A 16,641-nucleotide genomic window follows, 5' to 3' on the forward strand; every position below is an offset into this window, starting at 1 on the left:
ACAAGCCGATAAGGGCGCAAAAGCCCTGGGGCTGAAAGAGGCGATGGTGGCGGTACGTTCGGGCAGAACACCCCCCAAAGTTGCGGTATTGATGGGCGGACCCTCGGCTGAGCGCGAGGTGTCTCTGTCGTCAGGGCATGAATGCGCGGCCGCGCTGCGGGACGAGGGATTTGACGTGATCGAGGTCGATGCCGGCCCCGACCTCGCCACGCGTCTGGCCGATCTGAAACCCGATGTCGCCTTCAACGCCCTGCATGGAAGATGGGGCGAGGATGGCTGCGTGCAGGGTATCCTGGAATGGCTGCGCATCCCCTACACCCATTCCGGCGTACTGGCCTCGGCGCTGGCGATGGACAAGCAGCGCTCCAAGGCCACGTTCCGCGCCGCCGGTATCCCCGTGGCCGACAGCCTGATCGCCGCGAAACCGGACGTGATGGCGCGCCACATGATGGACGCGCCCTATGTGGTGAAACCCAATAACGAAGGCTCCTCGGTCGGGGTCTACCTGGTGATGGAGGGCGCGAACAGCCCGCCGCAACTGGGCGCGGAGATGCCCGATCAGGTGATGGTCGAGACCTACGCGCCGGGGCGCGAACTGACCACCACGGTGATGGGCGACCGGGCGCTTGGCGTGACCGATATCCTGACCGATGGCTGGTATGATTACGATGCGAAATACAAGCCCGGCGGCTCGCGCCATGTGGTGCCCGCCGATATTCCCGCACCGATCTACGACGCCTGCATGGAGATGGCCGTGACCGCGCATGACGCGCTTGGCTGCCGGGGTCTCAGCCGGATCGACTACCGGTGGGACGAGGCGCAGGGGCTCGATGGCCTCATCGTGCTGGAGGTCAACACGCAGCCCGGCATGACGCCCACGTCGCTGTCGCCCGAGCAGGGCGCGGCGGTGGGGATTTCGTTTGGCCGGATGTGCGCCTGGATGGTGGAGGATGCCTCATGCGACCGTTGATCCGCCGCCGTCAATCTCATGATCCGGCCCCCTCCCGGTGGGCCTACCGCGTTCAACGGCTGTGGCTGACACCGATCTTCCGCTCGGTCCTGCGGGTGGGGGTTCCGGCCTTTGCCGTGGTGGCCCTGGGCGGCGTCTATATCTCGGACCCCGCGAATGTGCAGCGCCTGCAAGACAGCGTTGCCGAGCTGCGCCGCTCGATCGAGGACCGGCCCGAGTTTCGCGTCAACTTCATGTCGATCACCGGCGCCTCGCCGGTGCTGGCGGAAGAAATCCGGGCCACCGTCTCGCCCGATTTCCCGCTGTCTTCGTTCGATCTGGACCTGGAAGGGCTGCGCCGCAGGGTCGAGAACATCCGCGCCGTCTCGGTGGCCGAGATCCGCATCCGCTCGGGCGGGGAACTGGCCGTCACCGTGACCGAGCGCCGCCCGGTCCTGGTCTGGCAGGCGCGCGAGGGGCTGTGGCTGGTCGATGCGGAAGGCGAACGCGTGGCCCCCCTGCTGGCGCGCCCCGATCTCGACTACCTGCCCGTCATCGCGGGCGACCGTGCCAACGAGGCCGCGGCGCAGGCGCTGGCCCTCTTCGAGACCGCCGAACCGCTTGGCGAGCGTCTGCGCGGCCTCGTGCGGATGGGGGAACGCCGGTGGGATGTCGTCCTGACGGATGGCATCCGCATCCAGCTGCCCGAAACCGATCCTGCCCCGGCGCTGGACTGGGTGCTTGCCCAGGACGATGCCCAGGAACTTCTCGACCGCGACATCCTGCGTGTCGATCTGCGCGACCCGTCGCGCACCGTGCTGCAACTGACCCCCGATGCGCTGGCCGAGCTGCGACGCATGCGGGAGACCGAGATATTGGGAGATCATCAGGGATGAGTATGCTGTATCATTCACAGCGGGCGATGCGGGCGAAACGCCAGGAGGCCCTGCGCCGCGGCGTCATCGCGATCCTGGATATCGGCAGCTACAAGACGTCCTGCCTGGTGCTGCGCTTCGACAGCTCGGACGAATTGCTGGCCGCGGATGGCGTCGGCGCGATGGCGGGGCAGAGCAATTTCCGCGTCATCGGGGCCGCGACCACCAAGTCGCGCGGGGTGAAGTTCGGCGAGATCGACATGGTCCAGGAAACCGAATGTGCCATCCGCACCGCGGTGCAGGCGGCGCAGAAGATGGCCAATATGCGCGTCGATCACGTCATCGTCAGCTTCGCGGGTGCGCGTCCACGCTCCTACGGGTTGGTGGGCGAGGTCTCCCTGCAAACCGGCACCGTGTCCGAGAGCGACGTGGCCAGCGCGCTGGCGGCCTGCGATCTGCCCGATATCGGCGAGGGGCGCGAGGTGCTGCACGCGCAGCCGGTGAATTTCGCGCTGGATCATCGCTCGGGCTTGAAGGATCCGCGCGGCCATGTCGGCAACCGCCTCAGCGCCGACATGCACATGCTGACCATCGACAGCCATGCCATCGAGACCATCCTGCGCTGCGTCAAGCGCTGCGACCTCGAACTGGCCGGGATCGCCTCGTCGCCCTACGCGGCGGGCATTTCCAGCCTGGTCGAGGATGAACAGGAACTTGGCGCGGCCTGCATCGACCTGGGCGGCGGCACCACGGGCGTGTCGATCTTCATCAAGAAACACATGATCTACGCCGATACCGTGCGCATGGGCGGCGATCACGTCACGCAGGACATCAGCCAGGGGCTCCAGATCCCCGCAGGCGATGCCGAGCGCATCAAGACCCGCTTTGGCGGGCTTGTTGCCACCGGCATGGATGACCGCGAGCGGATCGAGCTGGAAAGCGACACCGGCGATTGGGAACATGACCGGCGCACGATCAGCCGGGCCGAACTGATCGGCGTCATGCGCCCGCGTGTCGAGGAGATATTGGAGGAGGTGCGCGCCATCCTGGAGGATGCAGGCTTTGACCACCTGCCGTCGCAACGCATCGTGTTGACCGGCGGGGCCAGCCAGATCCCCGGGCTCGATGCCTTGGCCAGCCGCATCCTGGGCAACCAGGTCCGGCTCGGGCGGCCCCTGCGGGTGCAGGGCCTGCCGCAATCGGCCTGCGGGCCGGCTTTCTCGGCCAGCGTGGGCCTGGCGCTTTTCGCCGCCTATCCGCAGGACGAATGGTGGGACTTCGAGGTGCCCGCCGACCGCTACCCGGCACGGTCGCTGAAACGCGCCGTGAAATGGTTCCGCGACAACTGGTAGGTGTCGCGCCAGTGCCGATTCCCGTCCCCGCACCCATGGTGCGGGGCTGGTCGGTTTACGCTATATGCAGGGGGGACCGGCAAAATCCCGCTAACGCGCCTTAATTTGGCCCCATATTTCGACGTTTTCCGCCAATTTTCGCGTGACCTGCCGGGGTTAACGCGGTAGCATCGCTGTCAAACAAGGCAGAAACCGGTGATCCGACGGCAAGATCGGGGCCAGAACGAAACACTACAGGCGGACAAAATCCATGACACTGAACCTTACCTTGGCTGACCAGCCGGACCTGAAGCCCCGTATCACTGTCTTCGGTGTGGGTGGGGCCGGTGGCAACGCGGTCAACAACATGATCGACCAGGAGCTGGACGGCTGCGAATTCGTGGTCGCCAATACCGACGCGCAGGCCCTGCAACAGTCCAAATCGCAATCGCGCATCCAGATGGGCGCGAAGGTGACGGAAGGTCTGGGGGCCGGTGCGCGCCCCGCCGTTGGCGCCTCCGCCGCCGAGGAAAGCATCGAGACCATCGTCGATCACCTGGTCGGCGCGCATATGTGCTTCATCACTGCCGGCATGGGCGGCGGCACCGGCACCGGGGCTGCTCCGATCATCGCACAGGCCGCGCGCGAACTGGGTGTCCTGACTGTCGGCGTCGTCACCAAGCCGTTCCAGTTCGAGGGCGCCAAGCGGATGCGCCAGGCCGATGAGGGCATCGAGGCGCTGCAGAAGGTCGTCGATACGCTGATCATCATCCCGAACCAGAACCTGTTCCGCCTGGCCAATGAGAAGACCACCTTCACCGAGGCTTTCGCGCTGGCCGATGACGTGCTCTACCAGGGCGTCAAGGGGGTCACCGACCTGATGGTGCGCCCCGGCCTGATCAACCTCGATTTCGCCGATGTCCGCGCCGTGATGAACGAGATGGGCAAGGCCATGATGGGCACCGGCGAGGGCGAGGGCGAGGATCGCGCCGTCCAGGCCGCCGAGCGTGCCATCGCCAACCCGCTCCTGGATGAGATCAGCCTGAAAGGCGCCAAGGGCGTGCTGATCAACATCACCGGCGGCTATGACCTGACCCTGTTCGAGCTGGATGAGGCCGCCAACCGCATCCGCGAGGAAGTGGACCCCGAGGCCAATATCATCGTCGGCTCGACCCTCGATACCAACATGGAAGGCCAGATGCGCGTTTCGGTCGTGGCCACCGGCATCGACGCGGTGGACGTGATGCATGACATGCCCGCCCCGATCCGCCGCACCGTTCCCTCGGCCCCGGTGTCGCAAGTGGGTGGCACCGCCGCCGCCGTGGCCATGCCCGAGCCGGTTGAAACCGCGCCCGAGCCGAGCCTGTTCAACGAGATGGACCGCGAAACCGCGCATGAGCAGGCCGAGGATCTGTTCGACGACGACGAGGTTCCGGCCCCCGCCTACCGCCCCGAGCCCGAGCAGACCCAGGAGGTCGCGCAGCAGCAAGCCGAGCCGGAAGCCGAAGACTATGTCGCCCCCCGGCACCGCACGGGCGCGCCGTCGCCCGAGACGCTGGCCCGGCTGAAGGACGCCATTTCGCGCGACAATCCGCATCGCGCGGCAGGCCCCGCACCCCGCCCCGCGGCGGAAGAGGGGCAGGGCGCGCGCAAGCCCTTCGGCATCAATTCCTTGATCAACCGCATGACCGGCCATGCCGAGGACGCGCCCGTGGCACAGCCGCGCCGCCAGCCGAACATGTCCGCGCGGCCCGCGCCGCAGGAGGATGACAGCGTCGATCCCGATCAGGAGCGCATCGAAATCCCGGCCTTCCTGCGGCGTCAGGCGAACTGATTTACCAAAGGTGACGTATCGGAAACGGCCAGCCCCCGCGCTGGCCGTTTTCTTTTGTTTTCAGGGTTGTGCAGGGCGCTATTGCACAGGGTGGCAAGAATTTGCCGACAGTTTTCCGCTTTGTTGCAGCACGTCACAAAGGTTGAATTGAGATTAATTCCCGCGGGGGCTATTTCACGATCAGCGCCCTCTGCGGGACAGATTGCAGATGCGCCGGGACAGATCAGGCAGGCCGAATGGCACCCCTCTGTCCCCAGGTTCAGGAAATGACAGGCAGGGTTCCCCCGTGCAGGCAACACTCAGATCTTCCGTTCAGTTCACCGGGATGGGCCTCCATTCCGGGCGTCCTGTGCGCATGACGGTGCATCCCGCCGCCGCCTCCTTCGGCATCTGGTTCCGCCGCACCGAAATCGAGAATGGCGACACGCTGATCCCCGCCCGCTACGACATGGTTCCGCCAAGCCAGCTATGTACCAAACTGCGCAACGAGGCGGGCGTCGAGGTCTCGACCGTCGAACATGTCATGGCGGCACTGGCCGGATGCGGCATCCATAATGCGATGATCGAGATCGACGGGCCGGAAGTGCCGATCATGGATGGCTCCTCGGCGCATTTCGTGCGCGGCTTCCTTGCGCGCGGCGTGCAGGATCAAGGTGCCGCGATCCACGCGATCGAGGTGCTGACGCCGGTGACGGTGCGCTCCGGCGATGCGGTGGCGACGCTCAAGCCTTCCGACGGCCTCAAGATCCGGTTCGAGATCGACTTTCCCGACGCCGCGATTGGCCGCCAGGCGCGCGAGCTCGACCTCTCCAACGGTCATTTCGTGCGCGAGCTCTGCGACAGCCGCACCTTCTGCCGTCAGGCCGATGTCGATGCGATGCAGGCCAGCGGGCTGGCGCTTGGCGGCGTGCCGGGCGAAAACGCGGTGGTGTTCGACGGCGACGCCATCACCAGCCCCGGCGGGCTGCGCCACGTGGATGAACCGGTGCGTCACAAGATGCTGGACGCGCTTGGCGATCTGGCGCTGGCGGGGGCACCCCTTTTGGCCGAATATGAGGGCACGCGGGCCGGTCACATGCTGACCAACCAGCTTCTGCGCAAGCTCTTCGCGACGCCCGGTGCCTGGCGTCTGGTGGAATGCGATGCCGGTCAAAGGGCGCGCCTTCCCGGCGTCAACCTGCACCCGCAGGACCTGGCCGCTGTTGCCTGAGCGCCAGCCCACGCGATTCAGGCGTTTTGCCCTCAGAATTAATGTGCTAGGACCGATACCAGACAGGGCGGGCGTGAAAGCCTGCTGTATTTGACGCATGGGGTTGCAGGCGATGAAAGGCGGGGCTTTTTTGCTGAGATCGGGGAAGACGGGCCTTGCCCTGACCCTCATTCTGGCCTTGGCCGCCTGTTCCGGCGCGCGCGAACGCAACCGCGAGATCGCGCTTGAGGAGCTGGAGGCGGAGCCGATCTACCAGCAGGCCGAAGCGCAGCTTGAGGCGGGCAACCCCGACCGCGCGGCGGAACTGTTCATCGAGGTCGAACGCCTGCACCCCTATTCCGAATGGGCCAGCCGGGCGCTGATCATGGCGACGATGGCCTATCATCAGGACCGCGATTACGAGAACTCGCGCGCCTCGGCGCAGCGCTATCTCGATTTCTACCCCGGCACCGAGGATGCGGCCTATGCGCAATATCTGCTGGCGCTGTCCTATTACGACCAGATCGACCAGGTCGGTCGCGACCAGGGGATCACTTTCCAGGCCTTGCAGGCGCTGCGCGTCGTGATCGAACAATATCCCGACAGCGAATATGCCGCCTCGGCGATCCTGAAATTCGACCTCGCCTTCGACCATCTTGCGGGCAAGGAGATGGAGATCGGGCGCTACTACCTGCGCCGTCAGAACTACGCCGCCGCGATCAACCGCTTCCGCGTCGTGGTCGAGGAGTTCCAGACCACCAGCCATACGCCCGAGGCGTTGCTGCGGCTGGTCGAATCCTACCTCGCGCTTGGCCTGACAAACGAGGCGCAGACCGCGGGCGCCATCCTGGGCTACAACTTCCAGGCCTCGCCCTTCTATGACGATGCCTTCCGCCTGCTGACCGACCAGGACCTGGCACCGGAGGCAGCGGGCGAAAGCTGGCTGCGCGAGATCTGGCAACAGACCGTGCGCGGGGCCTGGCTCTAGGCCGGGGCCCCCGATCAAGGGACAGGGGATGCTGCGCAGCCTCACCATTCGCGACATGCTGATCATCGACCGGCTGGACCTGGCGTTCCAGCCGGGTCTCAACGTGCTGACGGGGGAAACCGGCGCGGGCAAGTCGATCCTGCTCGACTCGCTCGGCTTCGTCCTCGGCTGGCGCGGGCGGGCCGATCTGGTGCGCAGCGGGGCCGAGCAGGGTGAGGTCGAGGCGGTCTTCGACCTCTCCCCCGATCACCCCGCGCATGGCGTGCTGGCCGAGGCAGGGTTGCCAAGCGGCGAGGAACTGATCCTGCGCCGTGTCAACACGGGCGCCGGGCGCAAGACGGCCTGGGTCAATGACCGCCGCGCCTCGGGCGATGTGCTGCGGCAATTGTCCGACACGCTGGTTGAACTGCACGGGCAACAGGATGACCGCGGTCTGCTGGATCCCAAGGGCCATCGCGCGATGCTGGATGATTATGGCCAGCTTGGTGAGGCGCGGGGCCAGGTCGCGGCTGCTTGGCGGGCACGGTCGCAGGCGAGGACGGCGCTGCAAGCGGCACAGGAGCGGCTGGCCGAGATGCGCGCCGAGGAGGATTTCCTGCGCCATGCGGTGGCGGAACTGGACGCGCTGGCACCCGAACCCGGCGAGGAGGAGGCGCTGGATACCCGCCGCCGCCTGATGCAGGGCGCCGAGAAGATGCGCGCCGACCTCGCCCGCGCGATCGAGGCGCTTGGCAGCCAGGGGGCAGAGGGCGCCATGGGCGACGCGCTGCGCTGGCTCGACGGGCTGGCCGACCGCGCCGAGGGCGGCCTGGACGCGGCCATGGCGGCGCTGGAACGCGCGATGGTCGAACTGGATGAGGCGCAGCAGGGGGCCGAACGCTTTGCCGATGCGCTGTCCTTCAATCCGCATGAGCTGGAAGAGACCGAGGAACGCCTCTTCGCGCTGCGCGCATTGGCCCGCAAGCATGACGTGGCCCCGGACGATCTGGGGGCCTTCGCGGGTGATCTGCGCGCGCGGCTGGAGGCGCTGGACGGATCTGACAAGCAGATCGGGGGTTTGCGCCGTGATCTGGAGGCGGCGGATGCGGCCTACGCACATGCGGCAGAAGCGTTGAGCGCGGCGCGCAAGGCCGCCGCCGGAACGCTCGACAAACGCATCATGGCCGAGCTTGCGCCGCTCAAGATGGACCGCGCCGTGTTCTCGACCCAGATCACGCAAGACGCGCCGGGCCCCACCGGCACCGACGCCGTGACCTTCACCGTCGCCACCAATCCCGGCGCGCCTTCCGGGCCGCTCAACCGCATCGCCTCGGGTGGGGAACTGTCGCGCTTCCTGCTGGCCATGAAGGTCTGTCTGAGCGAACGGGCGACGGGCCTCACCATGATCTTCGACGAGATCGACCGCGGCGTCGGCGGGGCCACGGCGGATGCGGTCGGGCGCAGGCTGAAAGCGCTGGCAGAGGATGGCCAGGTGCTGGTCGTCACCCATTCGCCGCAGGTGGCCGCCCTTGGCGCGCATCACTGGCGGGTGGAAAAGGCGGTCTCGGGGGGCATGACGCTGTCGCGCGTGGTGCCTCTGGATGCCTCCGCGCGCGTCGATGAGGTGGCGCGGATGCTGTCGGGCGATACCGTGACCGAGGCCGCGCGCGCGGCGGCCAAGGCGCTGCTCCCGGCCGCGGCCACGGGCTAAATCCGCCTTGGGGCAGGATTTTCGGGCCGCACCCGATAGGCAGCCCCGGTAAAACCCGCTAGCCTTGACGGAACCCCTTGGACAGACCGCGCCAGAGGACGCGACCCCGATTGAGCCAGGACCGGCCGTCCTTTCTGACCAGCACCATGGCAGACGCCGTTTCCGCCGCCCGCCGCAGTTGGCGCGTGCTGCGCGAGCGCGGTCCGGGGCAGGTGCAATTTTGGTTCATCGCGCTGATGGTGGGCATCGCCGCAGGCTTTGCCGCGCTCTTCTTTCGGCGCGGGATCGAGTGGCTGCAATCCACGCTTTACGGGGTCGATGACACGCAGCTTCTGCACAGTTTCGCCGCCGGGCTGCCCTGGTACTGGATCTGGATGCTGCCTGTGATCGGCGGGCTGGTGGTCGGCCTCATCCTGCATTGGTTCACCCCCGATGGCCGTGTGCGCACCGTGGCCGACGTGATCGAGGGCGCGGCGCTGGCCGATGGCCGGGTCGAGAAACGCGAAGGTTGGGCCTCGGCGGCGGCCTCGCTGATCACGCTCAGTTCCGGTGGGTCGTCGGGGCGGGAGGGGCCGGTGGTCCACCTGGCCGCCGTGATCTCGACCTATGTGTCGGACAAGATCAACGCCAATGGCATCACGGGCCGCGACCTGATGGGCTGCGCCGTGGCCTCCGCCGTCTCGGCCTCGTTCAACGCGCCGATTGCGGGCGCGCTTTTCGCGCTGGAGGTGGTGTTGCGCCATTTCGCCATCAACGCCTTCGCGCCCATCGTCATCGCCTCGGTCGCGGGCACCGTCATCAACCGGCTGGAGTTCGGCGACGTGACCGAGTTCAGCCTCGGGTCGGACAGCGCGCTGGAGTTTTACTGGGAGCTTCCGGCCTTCCTGATCCTGGGCCTGGTCGCGGGCGTCGTGGCCGCCGTCTTCATGCGGGCGACCTTCTGGGCCGAGGATATCGGCAATGATCTGCAACGGCGCACCGGCATGCCGCGCTGGCTGCGCCCCGCGCTGGCCGGTGTCCTGCTTGGCGGCATCGCGATTGTCTTTCACCATATCATCGGGGTGGGGTATGAGACGACCTCGGATGCACTGACCGGACAACTTCTGCTGCATGAGGCGATCATCTTCGCCATAGTCAAGGTCATCGCCGTTGCCATCACCTTCGCGGGCCGGATGGGGGGCGGGGTGTTCTCGCCCTCGCTGATGATCGGGGCGCTGACCGGGCTGGCCTTCGGCATGATCGCGACGGGCATTTTCCCCGATGTGTCAGGGTCCGAGACGCTCTATGCGCTGGCCGGCATGGGGGCGGTCGCGGCGGCGGTGCTCGGCGCGCCGATCTCCACCACGCTGATCGTGTTCGAGCTGACCGGCGACTGGCAGACCGGGCTGGCGGTGATGGTCTCGGTCTCGCTCTCCACCGCGTTGGCCAGCCGGATGGTGCATCGCTCCTACTTCCTGACGCAGCTTGAGCGGCGCAATATCCACCTGGCCGCCGGACCGCAGGCGTATCTCCTGTCGATGTTTCGCGTCGGCAACGTGATGCGGCCCGTAGACGGCGACAACACGGCGTCACAGGAGGCGCTGCTGACGCTGATCGAGCAGGGGCAATATATCGACCGGCAGGCCACGCTGGAACGCGCCATGCCGGTGTTCGAAAGCGCCGGGCTGGATTTCATCCCCGTCGTCACACTGGCCCCCGGCAACGCGCCGCCCGTGCTGGAGGGCGCGCTTTACCAGGTCGATGCGCTCAAGGCCTATAACCGCGCCCTTGCGGCAACGGCGGCGGAGGAGCATCGGTGAACACACCGGTGCAAGACGGATCGCGCCCTAGATCTTCTCCACCGTCACCTGGTCGGTGGAATAGAACGCCAGATGGCCGGCGATCTCGGCAACCTCGGGTTTGGGATCCTCGTAGCTCCAGGCGGCGTCCTTCAGCACCTGGCTCTTGGTCACGATCGAGAAATAGCTGGCATCGCCCTTGTGCGGACAATGGCTGCGCGTGTCGCTGGCATCGAGGAACGCCATGCCGATATCGGCGCGGGGAAAGTAATAGACGGCGGGCAGATCGCCCTCGACCAGTTCTAGCGCATTGGTGGTTTCGCCAAGGACGGCGCCGCCTGCGCGCACGGTCCAGGTGCCGGACGCGGGCCGGATGGTGATCTCGGTGGTCATGTCTTTCATTCCTCTCGTCCCTGTTCGGATAACGCAAATCCTCGCCTATTGTCGTGACAGGCAGGTGTCACAACGGGGCGGTTGCGTGTTTCAGCCAGTTTGCCGTATCGGGCGGCAGGTGCGGCCCGATTTTTGCGGCAACCTGTGCGTGATACCCGTCAATCCAGTCCGTTTCAACTGGGTCGAGCGCGGTGGCGTCGATCAGCCGCCGGTCGATGGGCGCCCAGGTGATCGTCTCGAAATTCAGCATGGGTCGGTCATCGCCACCCTCCACGGGGTCTGCCGTGCGCACGACGATCAGGTTCTCGATGCGGATGCCGAAATGCCCCTCGCGGTAATAGCCCGGCTCATTCGACAGGATCATGCCGGGTTCCAGCACGACCTTCGAGATGCGCGACAGGCGTTGCGGGCCTTCATGGACCGACAGGAACACGCCGACGCCATGCCCGGTGCCATGGTCGAAATCGCGCCCCGCGGCCCAAAGCGGCGCGCGGGCGAAGGCATCCAGATGCTGCCCCGCCAGCCCCTTGGGAAAGCGCAGCCGGTGAATGGCGATCATGCCGCGCAACACTTGCGTGAAGGCGGATCTGACCTCCTCTGATGGCTCACCGATGGCAATCGTGCGGGTGATGTCGGTGGTGCCGTCCAGATACTGCCCGCCGCTATCGACAAGATAGACCTCGCCGGGGGTAAGCATCGCGTTCGATGCCTCGCTGACGCGGTAATGCGGCAGGGCGGCATGGGCCCCGGCGGCCGAGATCGTGTCGAAAGAGATGTCGCGCAGCGCGCCGGTCTCCTCGCGGAAGGCTTCGAGTTTCCGGGCGCAGTCGATCTCGGTCAGGCCGCCCCCCGGCGCGGTGTCGTCCAGCCAGTGCAGGAACCGCGCCATGGCGACACCATCGCGGATATGGGCGGCTTTCGTCGCCGTAATCTCGGCCTCGGTCTTGCGGGCCTTGGGCAGGATGCAGGGATCGTCGCCCTTGGCGATCTCGACGCCCGCGCCGTCCAGGATCAGCTTGACCTGATGTGGCGCGGTGGCGGGATCGACGCGGACGGGTCCGGTGAGGCTTTCCAGCGCGGAGGTGAATGCGTCCCAACGCGCAAGGTCGATGGAGGGATCGGGGCCGAGGTCGTCGAATTTCTCGGGGTCCGAGAACAGGCTGACGCGGGCGTCGGCATGCAGGATCGCGAACGCCTGAGTGACGGGAAGATGCGGCAGGTCGCCGCCGCGGATGTTCAGGAGCCAGGCGATGCTGTCGGGCAGGGTCAGCACGGCGGCACTCTGCCCGGCATCGCGCAATGCCCCGGCAATCTCCTCGCGCTTCTCGCCCGAGGTCTTGCCCGCGATCTCGGGCGGATAGGCATAGGCGGGGGCCTCGGGGGCGGGCGGCTGGTCGTCCCAGATCGCGTCGATCTTGTTGGAGACCGGGCGCAGGGTGATCTGCGCGGGCTTCAGCGCTTTTTCCATCCGCTCGATCTCGGCGCTGGTGTGCAGCCACGGATCGAAGCCAACGGCACCGCCATTCGGCAGCGCCTCGACCAGCCAATCCTCCAGCTTGGTCTCGGGCCAGTTCACCGGGGTAAAGTCGCTTGCCACCTGCGATTTCACCTGCACCTTGTAGCGCCCGTCGATGAAGATAGCCGCCTTTTCCGCCAGCACCGCGCAGAACCCCGCGGAGCCGGTGAAGCCGGTCAGCCAGGCCAGCCGCTCATCGCGCCCCGCCACATATTCGCCCTGGTGCCGGTCGGCGCGCGGGACAAGGAAACCGTCCAGCCCGTCTTGCGCCAGCACGCGGCGCAGGGCGGCCAGCCGGGGCGGGCCCTGATCGGGGGATGTGGCTTCGGTGAAGGACTGGAACATCGGCGGCACCTCTTGCTTGGATCGGCCCCGCGCAAGAGACACCAGAAGGCGGGCGGGATGCAATGCCCCTCCGCGCGGGTTTTCGTGCCCCGGGGCGGCGGAATAGTCGTGATCGCACCGGGCGGCATCTGGATGCACGAACGCCATCGCCTGGAAATGCGGTTGGAGCCTCCGGCGGGGATATTTTCGGAACAAAGAAGGAGGGAGCTGCGCCCGGGACACTCAGGTTGCTCCGTCGGACAGGGCGTAGCCGCCACCCACGCCCTATGAGGCGCGCTTGATCCCCATCACGCGGGCCCGCGCGCGCGGGTCGCTGTCGAAGAGCGAGGCAAGCTGTTCCGTCATCGCACCGGCCAGTTGTTCCACATCCGTGATCGTCACGGCGCGGTCGTAATAGCGCGTCACGTCATGGCCGATGCCGATGGCGAGCAGTTCCACCGCCTTGCGTTTCTCGACCATGGCGATCACGTCGCGCAGGTGTTTCTCCAGGAAATTCGAGGCATTGACCGAGAGCGTGGAATCGTCGACCGGTGCGCCGTCCGAGATCACCATCAGGATCTTGCGCTGCTCTTGCCGCGCCAGCATCCGGCGATGTGCCCATTCCAGCGCCTCACCGTCGATGTTCTCCTTGAGGAGCCCCTCTTTCATCATCAGGCCCAGATTGTCGCGGGTGCGCCGCATCGGGGCGTCTGCCTTCTTGTAGATGATGTGGCGCAGATCGTTGAGGCGTCCGGGCTGCTGCGCGCGGCCCCCGGCCAGCCATTCCTCGCGGCTCCGCCCGCCCTTCCAGGCGCGGGTGGTGAAGCCCAGGACCTCGACCTTGACGCCGCAGCGTTCCAGCGTGCGGGCCAGAACATCGGCGCAGATCGCGGCGATCGAGATCGGCCGCCCGCGCATCGAGCCGGAATTGTCCAGAAGCAGCGTCACCACGGTATCGCGGAACTCGGTATCCTGTTCGACCTTGAAGGAGAGCGGAGTCGTCGGGTTCGCCACGACGCGCGCGAGGCGTCCGGCGTCCAGTATCCCTTCCTCCTGATCGAAGGACCAGCTTCGGTTCTGTTGCGCCTGAAGGCGGCGCTGCAGCTTGTTCGCCAAGCGGCTGACCGCGCCTTTCAGCGGTTCAAGCTGCTGATCGAGATAGGCGCGCAACCGTTCCAGTTCCTGCGGCTCGGCCAGGTCCTCGGCGGCGATCTCCTCGTCATGTTCGGTGGTGTAGACCTGGTAATTCTCATCCGCCTCGGAATGGGGCGCGGGGGGCGGCGGCTCCTGCGGGGATTCGCCTTCGGGCAACTCGGTTTCCTCGGCCTCTTCCATGTCGCCCGCATCGTCCATCTCGACGCTGGCCTGGCTGGCATCCTGTTGCTCTTCCTGGGACTGTTCGGGGTTGGCATCGGCCTGCTCGTCCTGATCCTCCTCGGCCTCGCCGGTGCTGTCGGGATCGTCGTCATCGGGTTCGGCCTCGTCCTCGCCCTCCTGGTCCAGATCGTCGGGATCGTCGCCCAACTGGTCGCCATAGCCGAGATCCTCGACCAGTTGACGGCTGAACTTGGCAAAGGCGGTCTGATCGGCCAGCACGTCGCCCAGGTTTTCCAGCGTGTCGCCGCAGCGATCCTCGATGAAGCCGCGCCACAGCTCCATCACGTTGGCGGCCTCGGGCGGCAGGTCGCGGCCGGTGGCGAGGTGGCGGATCAGGTAGCCCGCGGCCGTGGCCAGCGGTGCATCGGCGGCCTGGGAGATCTCGCCATAGCCCTTGCGGCGCGCCTCATTTCCGATCTTGGCGTCGATATTCTTGGCCGTGCCCGGCATGTCGCGCGCGCCCACGGCCTCGCAGCGGGCGGTTTCCATCGCGTCCATCAGGTCGCGCGCCATCTGGCCCTGCGCGGCATAGCGCGCCGCCGTCCCTGCATCGTGATAGCGGTGGCGCAGCGCATAGGCATCCGCCGTGCCGCGCGCCAGCAGAACCTCTTCGCGGGTCATGCGGCGGCTGATCTGCGGCAGGCGCACGGAATCGCCCGTCTGCCCCGGCGGATCGACCGAATAGGTGACCCCAAGATCGGGGTCGTCGGCCATCACGCGGGTGGTTTCCGCGAGCGCCTTCTTGAACGGGTCGGCAGGGTTGTCGGTCGGCTTTTTCATGGGCTCCAATCTAGGCCGCGGCCCCCGTGAAGAAAAGCGGATTCGCCCCTATTCCAGGATCTGGCGGCGGATGCAGAGGCTGGCGGCGTCATAGGCCGCGGTGAAGCGGTCGATCTCGTCTTGCGAGAGGTTTTCGTAATCCTCCTGCTCCAGTCCGCGGGACTCGATGAATTCGCCTCCGGCCTCGAATGCGCAGACCAGATGCCCGCAGGCGCAGGTCTCCTCGGCGATGGCTTCGGCCTCGGCGATGCGCGGATCCTCGGCGCGGCAGGCTTGCGGGAAGACGCTGAGGGCGGCGATCAGAAACAGCATTTTGATGACGGGGATCCCCTTAGAATTGCGACTCGAAGAACCGTGACACCCCGTCACCGCACGGGCCCGGCGACTCCTGAAACGCCTGCCACAGATGCAGCGGCATTCGGGCCGGCACGAGGTCATATTCCTCCTCCGTGGTCTCCGTCTGCTCGGTCTCGGGGTTCATGATCGAGGTTTCCATCCGGACTTGCCCGTTGCCCATGTCGAAATCGCAGGTAAAGCCCGCCGCCGACATCCGGTCATAGGTGGTGTAGTGATAGCCGATGATCGCGAAGCCGGCGAAACCCGTGTCCTCGTCCAGATAGGCGATCCTGAGGGTTTGCAGCCACGGGTGCCGCCCGATGCCGGTCTGTTCCGAGTTGAGCAGCAGCGTGCCATCCTCGCCCGCCTCCAGCGAGGGCGACATGCCCCACATCGCACCGTTGAAGGCGATCTGGCGAATGACGGCGAGCGGTTCGCCACCGGGATCGGTGCGGCGGTCGGTCAGGATGATCAGGTCGGCGGTGTCGGGTTCCTGCGAATTGGCGATGAGATAGACCTGTTCGCAGCCGTTATGCGCCTCGACCAGGTCGATGCACAGACTGTCGATGACGCGCGGCAGCAGGTCGGCCTCGGGCGCGGTCAAGTCCTGCGCGGCAAGCGGCGAGGCGAGGGCGAAGGACAGGGCAAGAAAGGTGCGGTGCATGGAAATATCCTGTGGTGAAAGGGCTCGAAGAATAGCGCCAGACTACCCCGGAATGGGTTCAGGATTAAGCCTGAACTTGCGCCCGCCTCACCCCAGCCGGTCGCACCAGTCGATCCGCCGCCCGCCTGTGTAGGGAACCGCCAGCCCCTCGGCGATCAGCCCGTCGCCCACATCCCGCCCGTCGATGCCTAGCCGGACCAGCCGCCGCCCGTAGCGGTCCTCGCCATCCAGATCGGCCTGCGTGGCGCGCGCCGTGGCGACCATGCCCCGAAGACGGTCGGTGGCCTGCCGGCCCAGATCGGCCTCGGCGGCGCAGCGCGGCTCGTATGTCTCGGGCGTGTCGAACCCGATCAGCCGGGCGCGGAACGGGGCGCTGCCGCCACAGGCCATGTCGACCGTGTCGCCGTCGATCACGCGGGTAACGCGACAGGTGGGCTCGGGTTCGGGCACGGCGTTGCAGGAGAGCAGCAAGAGCAGGGACAAAAAGGCGAGCCTGGGGTAAATCATGAACAAATCGTTAACACGACCCGCGCCCGGAAGGGAATGCTCAACGGGCGCGCAGGGTTAACGAAAATGGGCCGGAGGAGACCCCCGACCCATTCGGATCACGGTGCCAG

General features: G+C 66.6%; 14 protein-coding genes. 8 read left to right on the top strand and 6 right to left on the bottom strand.

Annotated elements, in window-relative coordinates; translation table 11 throughout:
* Positions 1 to 43 precede the first annotated feature (43 nt).
* From AC13C7_RS12035 to AC13C7_RS12070, 8 genes are all read left to right on the top strand, one after another.
* Positions 44 to 970 (top strand): D-alanine--D-alanine ligase, encoded by a 927-nt coding sequence (locus tag AC13C7_RS12035; protein WP_172321360.1) that lies wholly within the window; start codon positions 44 to 46, stop codon positions 968 to 970.
* The gene (locus tag AC13C7_RS12040; RefSeq protein ID WP_446118747.1) at positions 958 to 1,845 is read left to right on the top strand and encodes a cell division protein FtsQ/DivIB; all 888 of its coding nucleotides are present in this window, start codon (positions 958 to 960) and stop codon (positions 1,843 to 1,845) included. Before AC13C7_RS12035 ends, AC13C7_RS12040 begins: the two co-directional genes overlap by 13 nt.
* Positions 1,842 to 3,176, top strand: a complete 1,335-nt coding sequence (ftsA, locus tag AC13C7_RS12045; RefSeq protein WP_172321358.1) for a cell division protein FtsA — start codon at positions 1,842 to 1,844, stop codon at positions 3,174 to 3,176. The genes AC13C7_RS12040 and ftsA overlap by 4 nt, the downstream gene beginning before the upstream one ends.
* A gap of 250 nt (positions 3,177 to 3,426) precedes the next feature.
* Positions 3,427 to 4,989, top strand: a complete 1,563-nt coding sequence (ftsZ, locus tag AC13C7_RS12050; RefSeq protein WP_172321357.1) for a cell division protein FtsZ — start codon at positions 3,427 to 3,429, stop codon at positions 4,987 to 4,989.
* 286 nt (positions 4,990 to 5,275) lie between these two features.
* Positions 5,276 to 6,199, top strand: a complete 924-nt coding sequence (gene lpxC / locus AC13C7_RS12055) for a UDP-3-O-acyl-N-acetylglucosamine deacetylase (RefSeq protein ID WP_482867625.1) — start codon at positions 5,276 to 5,278, stop codon at positions 6,197 to 6,199.
* A 130-nt stretch (positions 6,200 to 6,329) separates the two neighbouring features.
* Complete coding sequence (locus AC13C7_RS12060; RefSeq protein WP_268879107.1) at positions 6,330 to 7,166, top strand: outer membrane protein assembly factor BamD; 837 nt, start codon at positions 6,330 to 6,332, stop codon at positions 7,164 to 7,166.
* A 28-nt stretch (positions 7,167 to 7,194) separates the two neighbouring features.
* The gene (gene recN / locus AC13C7_RS12065) at positions 7,195 to 8,856 is read left to right on the top strand and encodes a DNA repair protein RecN (RefSeq protein WP_172321354.1); all 1,662 of its coding nucleotides are present in this window, start codon (positions 7,195 to 7,197) and stop codon (positions 8,854 to 8,856) included.
* A gap of 146 nt (positions 8,857 to 9,002) precedes the next feature.
* Complete coding sequence (locus tag AC13C7_RS12070; protein WP_172321353.1) at positions 9,003 to 10,655, top strand: chloride channel protein; 1,653 nt, start codon at positions 9,003 to 9,005, stop codon at positions 10,653 to 10,655.
* A gap of 27 nt (positions 10,656 to 10,682) precedes the next feature.
* Here AC13C7_RS12070 and AC13C7_RS12075 read toward each other — a convergent pair whose 3' ends face one another.
* The 6 genes from AC13C7_RS12075 to AC13C7_RS12100 all read right to left on the bottom strand — a co-directional run bounded on the left by AC13C7_RS12075 (position 10,683) and on the right by AC13C7_RS12100 (position 16,531).
* The gene (locus AC13C7_RS12075; protein ID WP_172321389.1) at positions 10,683 to 11,027 is read right to left on the bottom strand and encodes a DUF427 domain-containing protein; all 345 of its coding nucleotides are present in this window, start codon (positions 11,025 to 11,027) and stop codon (positions 10,683 to 10,685) included.
* A gap of 67 nt (positions 11,028 to 11,094) precedes the next feature.
* Entirely contained in the window at positions 11,095 to 12,888 is a 1,794-nt protein-coding gene (locus AC13C7_RS12080; RefSeq protein ID WP_482867626.1) for an aminopeptidase P family protein, read from the bottom strand.
* Positions 12,889 to 13,152: 264 nt separating this feature from the next.
* Positions 13,153 to 15,024, bottom strand: a complete 1,872-nt coding sequence (cobT, locus tag AC13C7_RS12085) for a cobaltochelatase subunit CobT (protein WP_482867627.1) — start codon at positions 15,022 to 15,024, stop codon at positions 13,153 to 13,155.
* 48 nt (positions 15,025 to 15,072) lie between these two features.
* On the bottom strand, positions 15,073 to 15,336 hold the full coding sequence (locus tag AC13C7_RS12090) for a hypothetical protein (protein WP_474888595.1): 264 nt from the start codon (positions 15,334 to 15,336) through the stop codon (positions 15,073 to 15,075).
* Positions 15,337 to 15,355: 19 nt separating this feature from the next.
* Entirely contained in the window at positions 15,356 to 16,024 is a 669-nt protein-coding gene (locus AC13C7_RS12095; protein ID WP_482867628.1) for a hypothetical protein, read from the bottom strand.
* 87 nt (positions 16,025 to 16,111) lie between these two features.
* Entirely contained in the window at positions 16,112 to 16,531 is a 420-nt protein-coding gene (locus tag AC13C7_RS12100) for a thermonuclease family protein (protein ID WP_482867629.1), read from the bottom strand.
* Positions 16,532 to 16,641: the final 110 nt, after the last annotated feature.

The organism is Alterinioella sp. B-7, assembly GCF_056857775.1.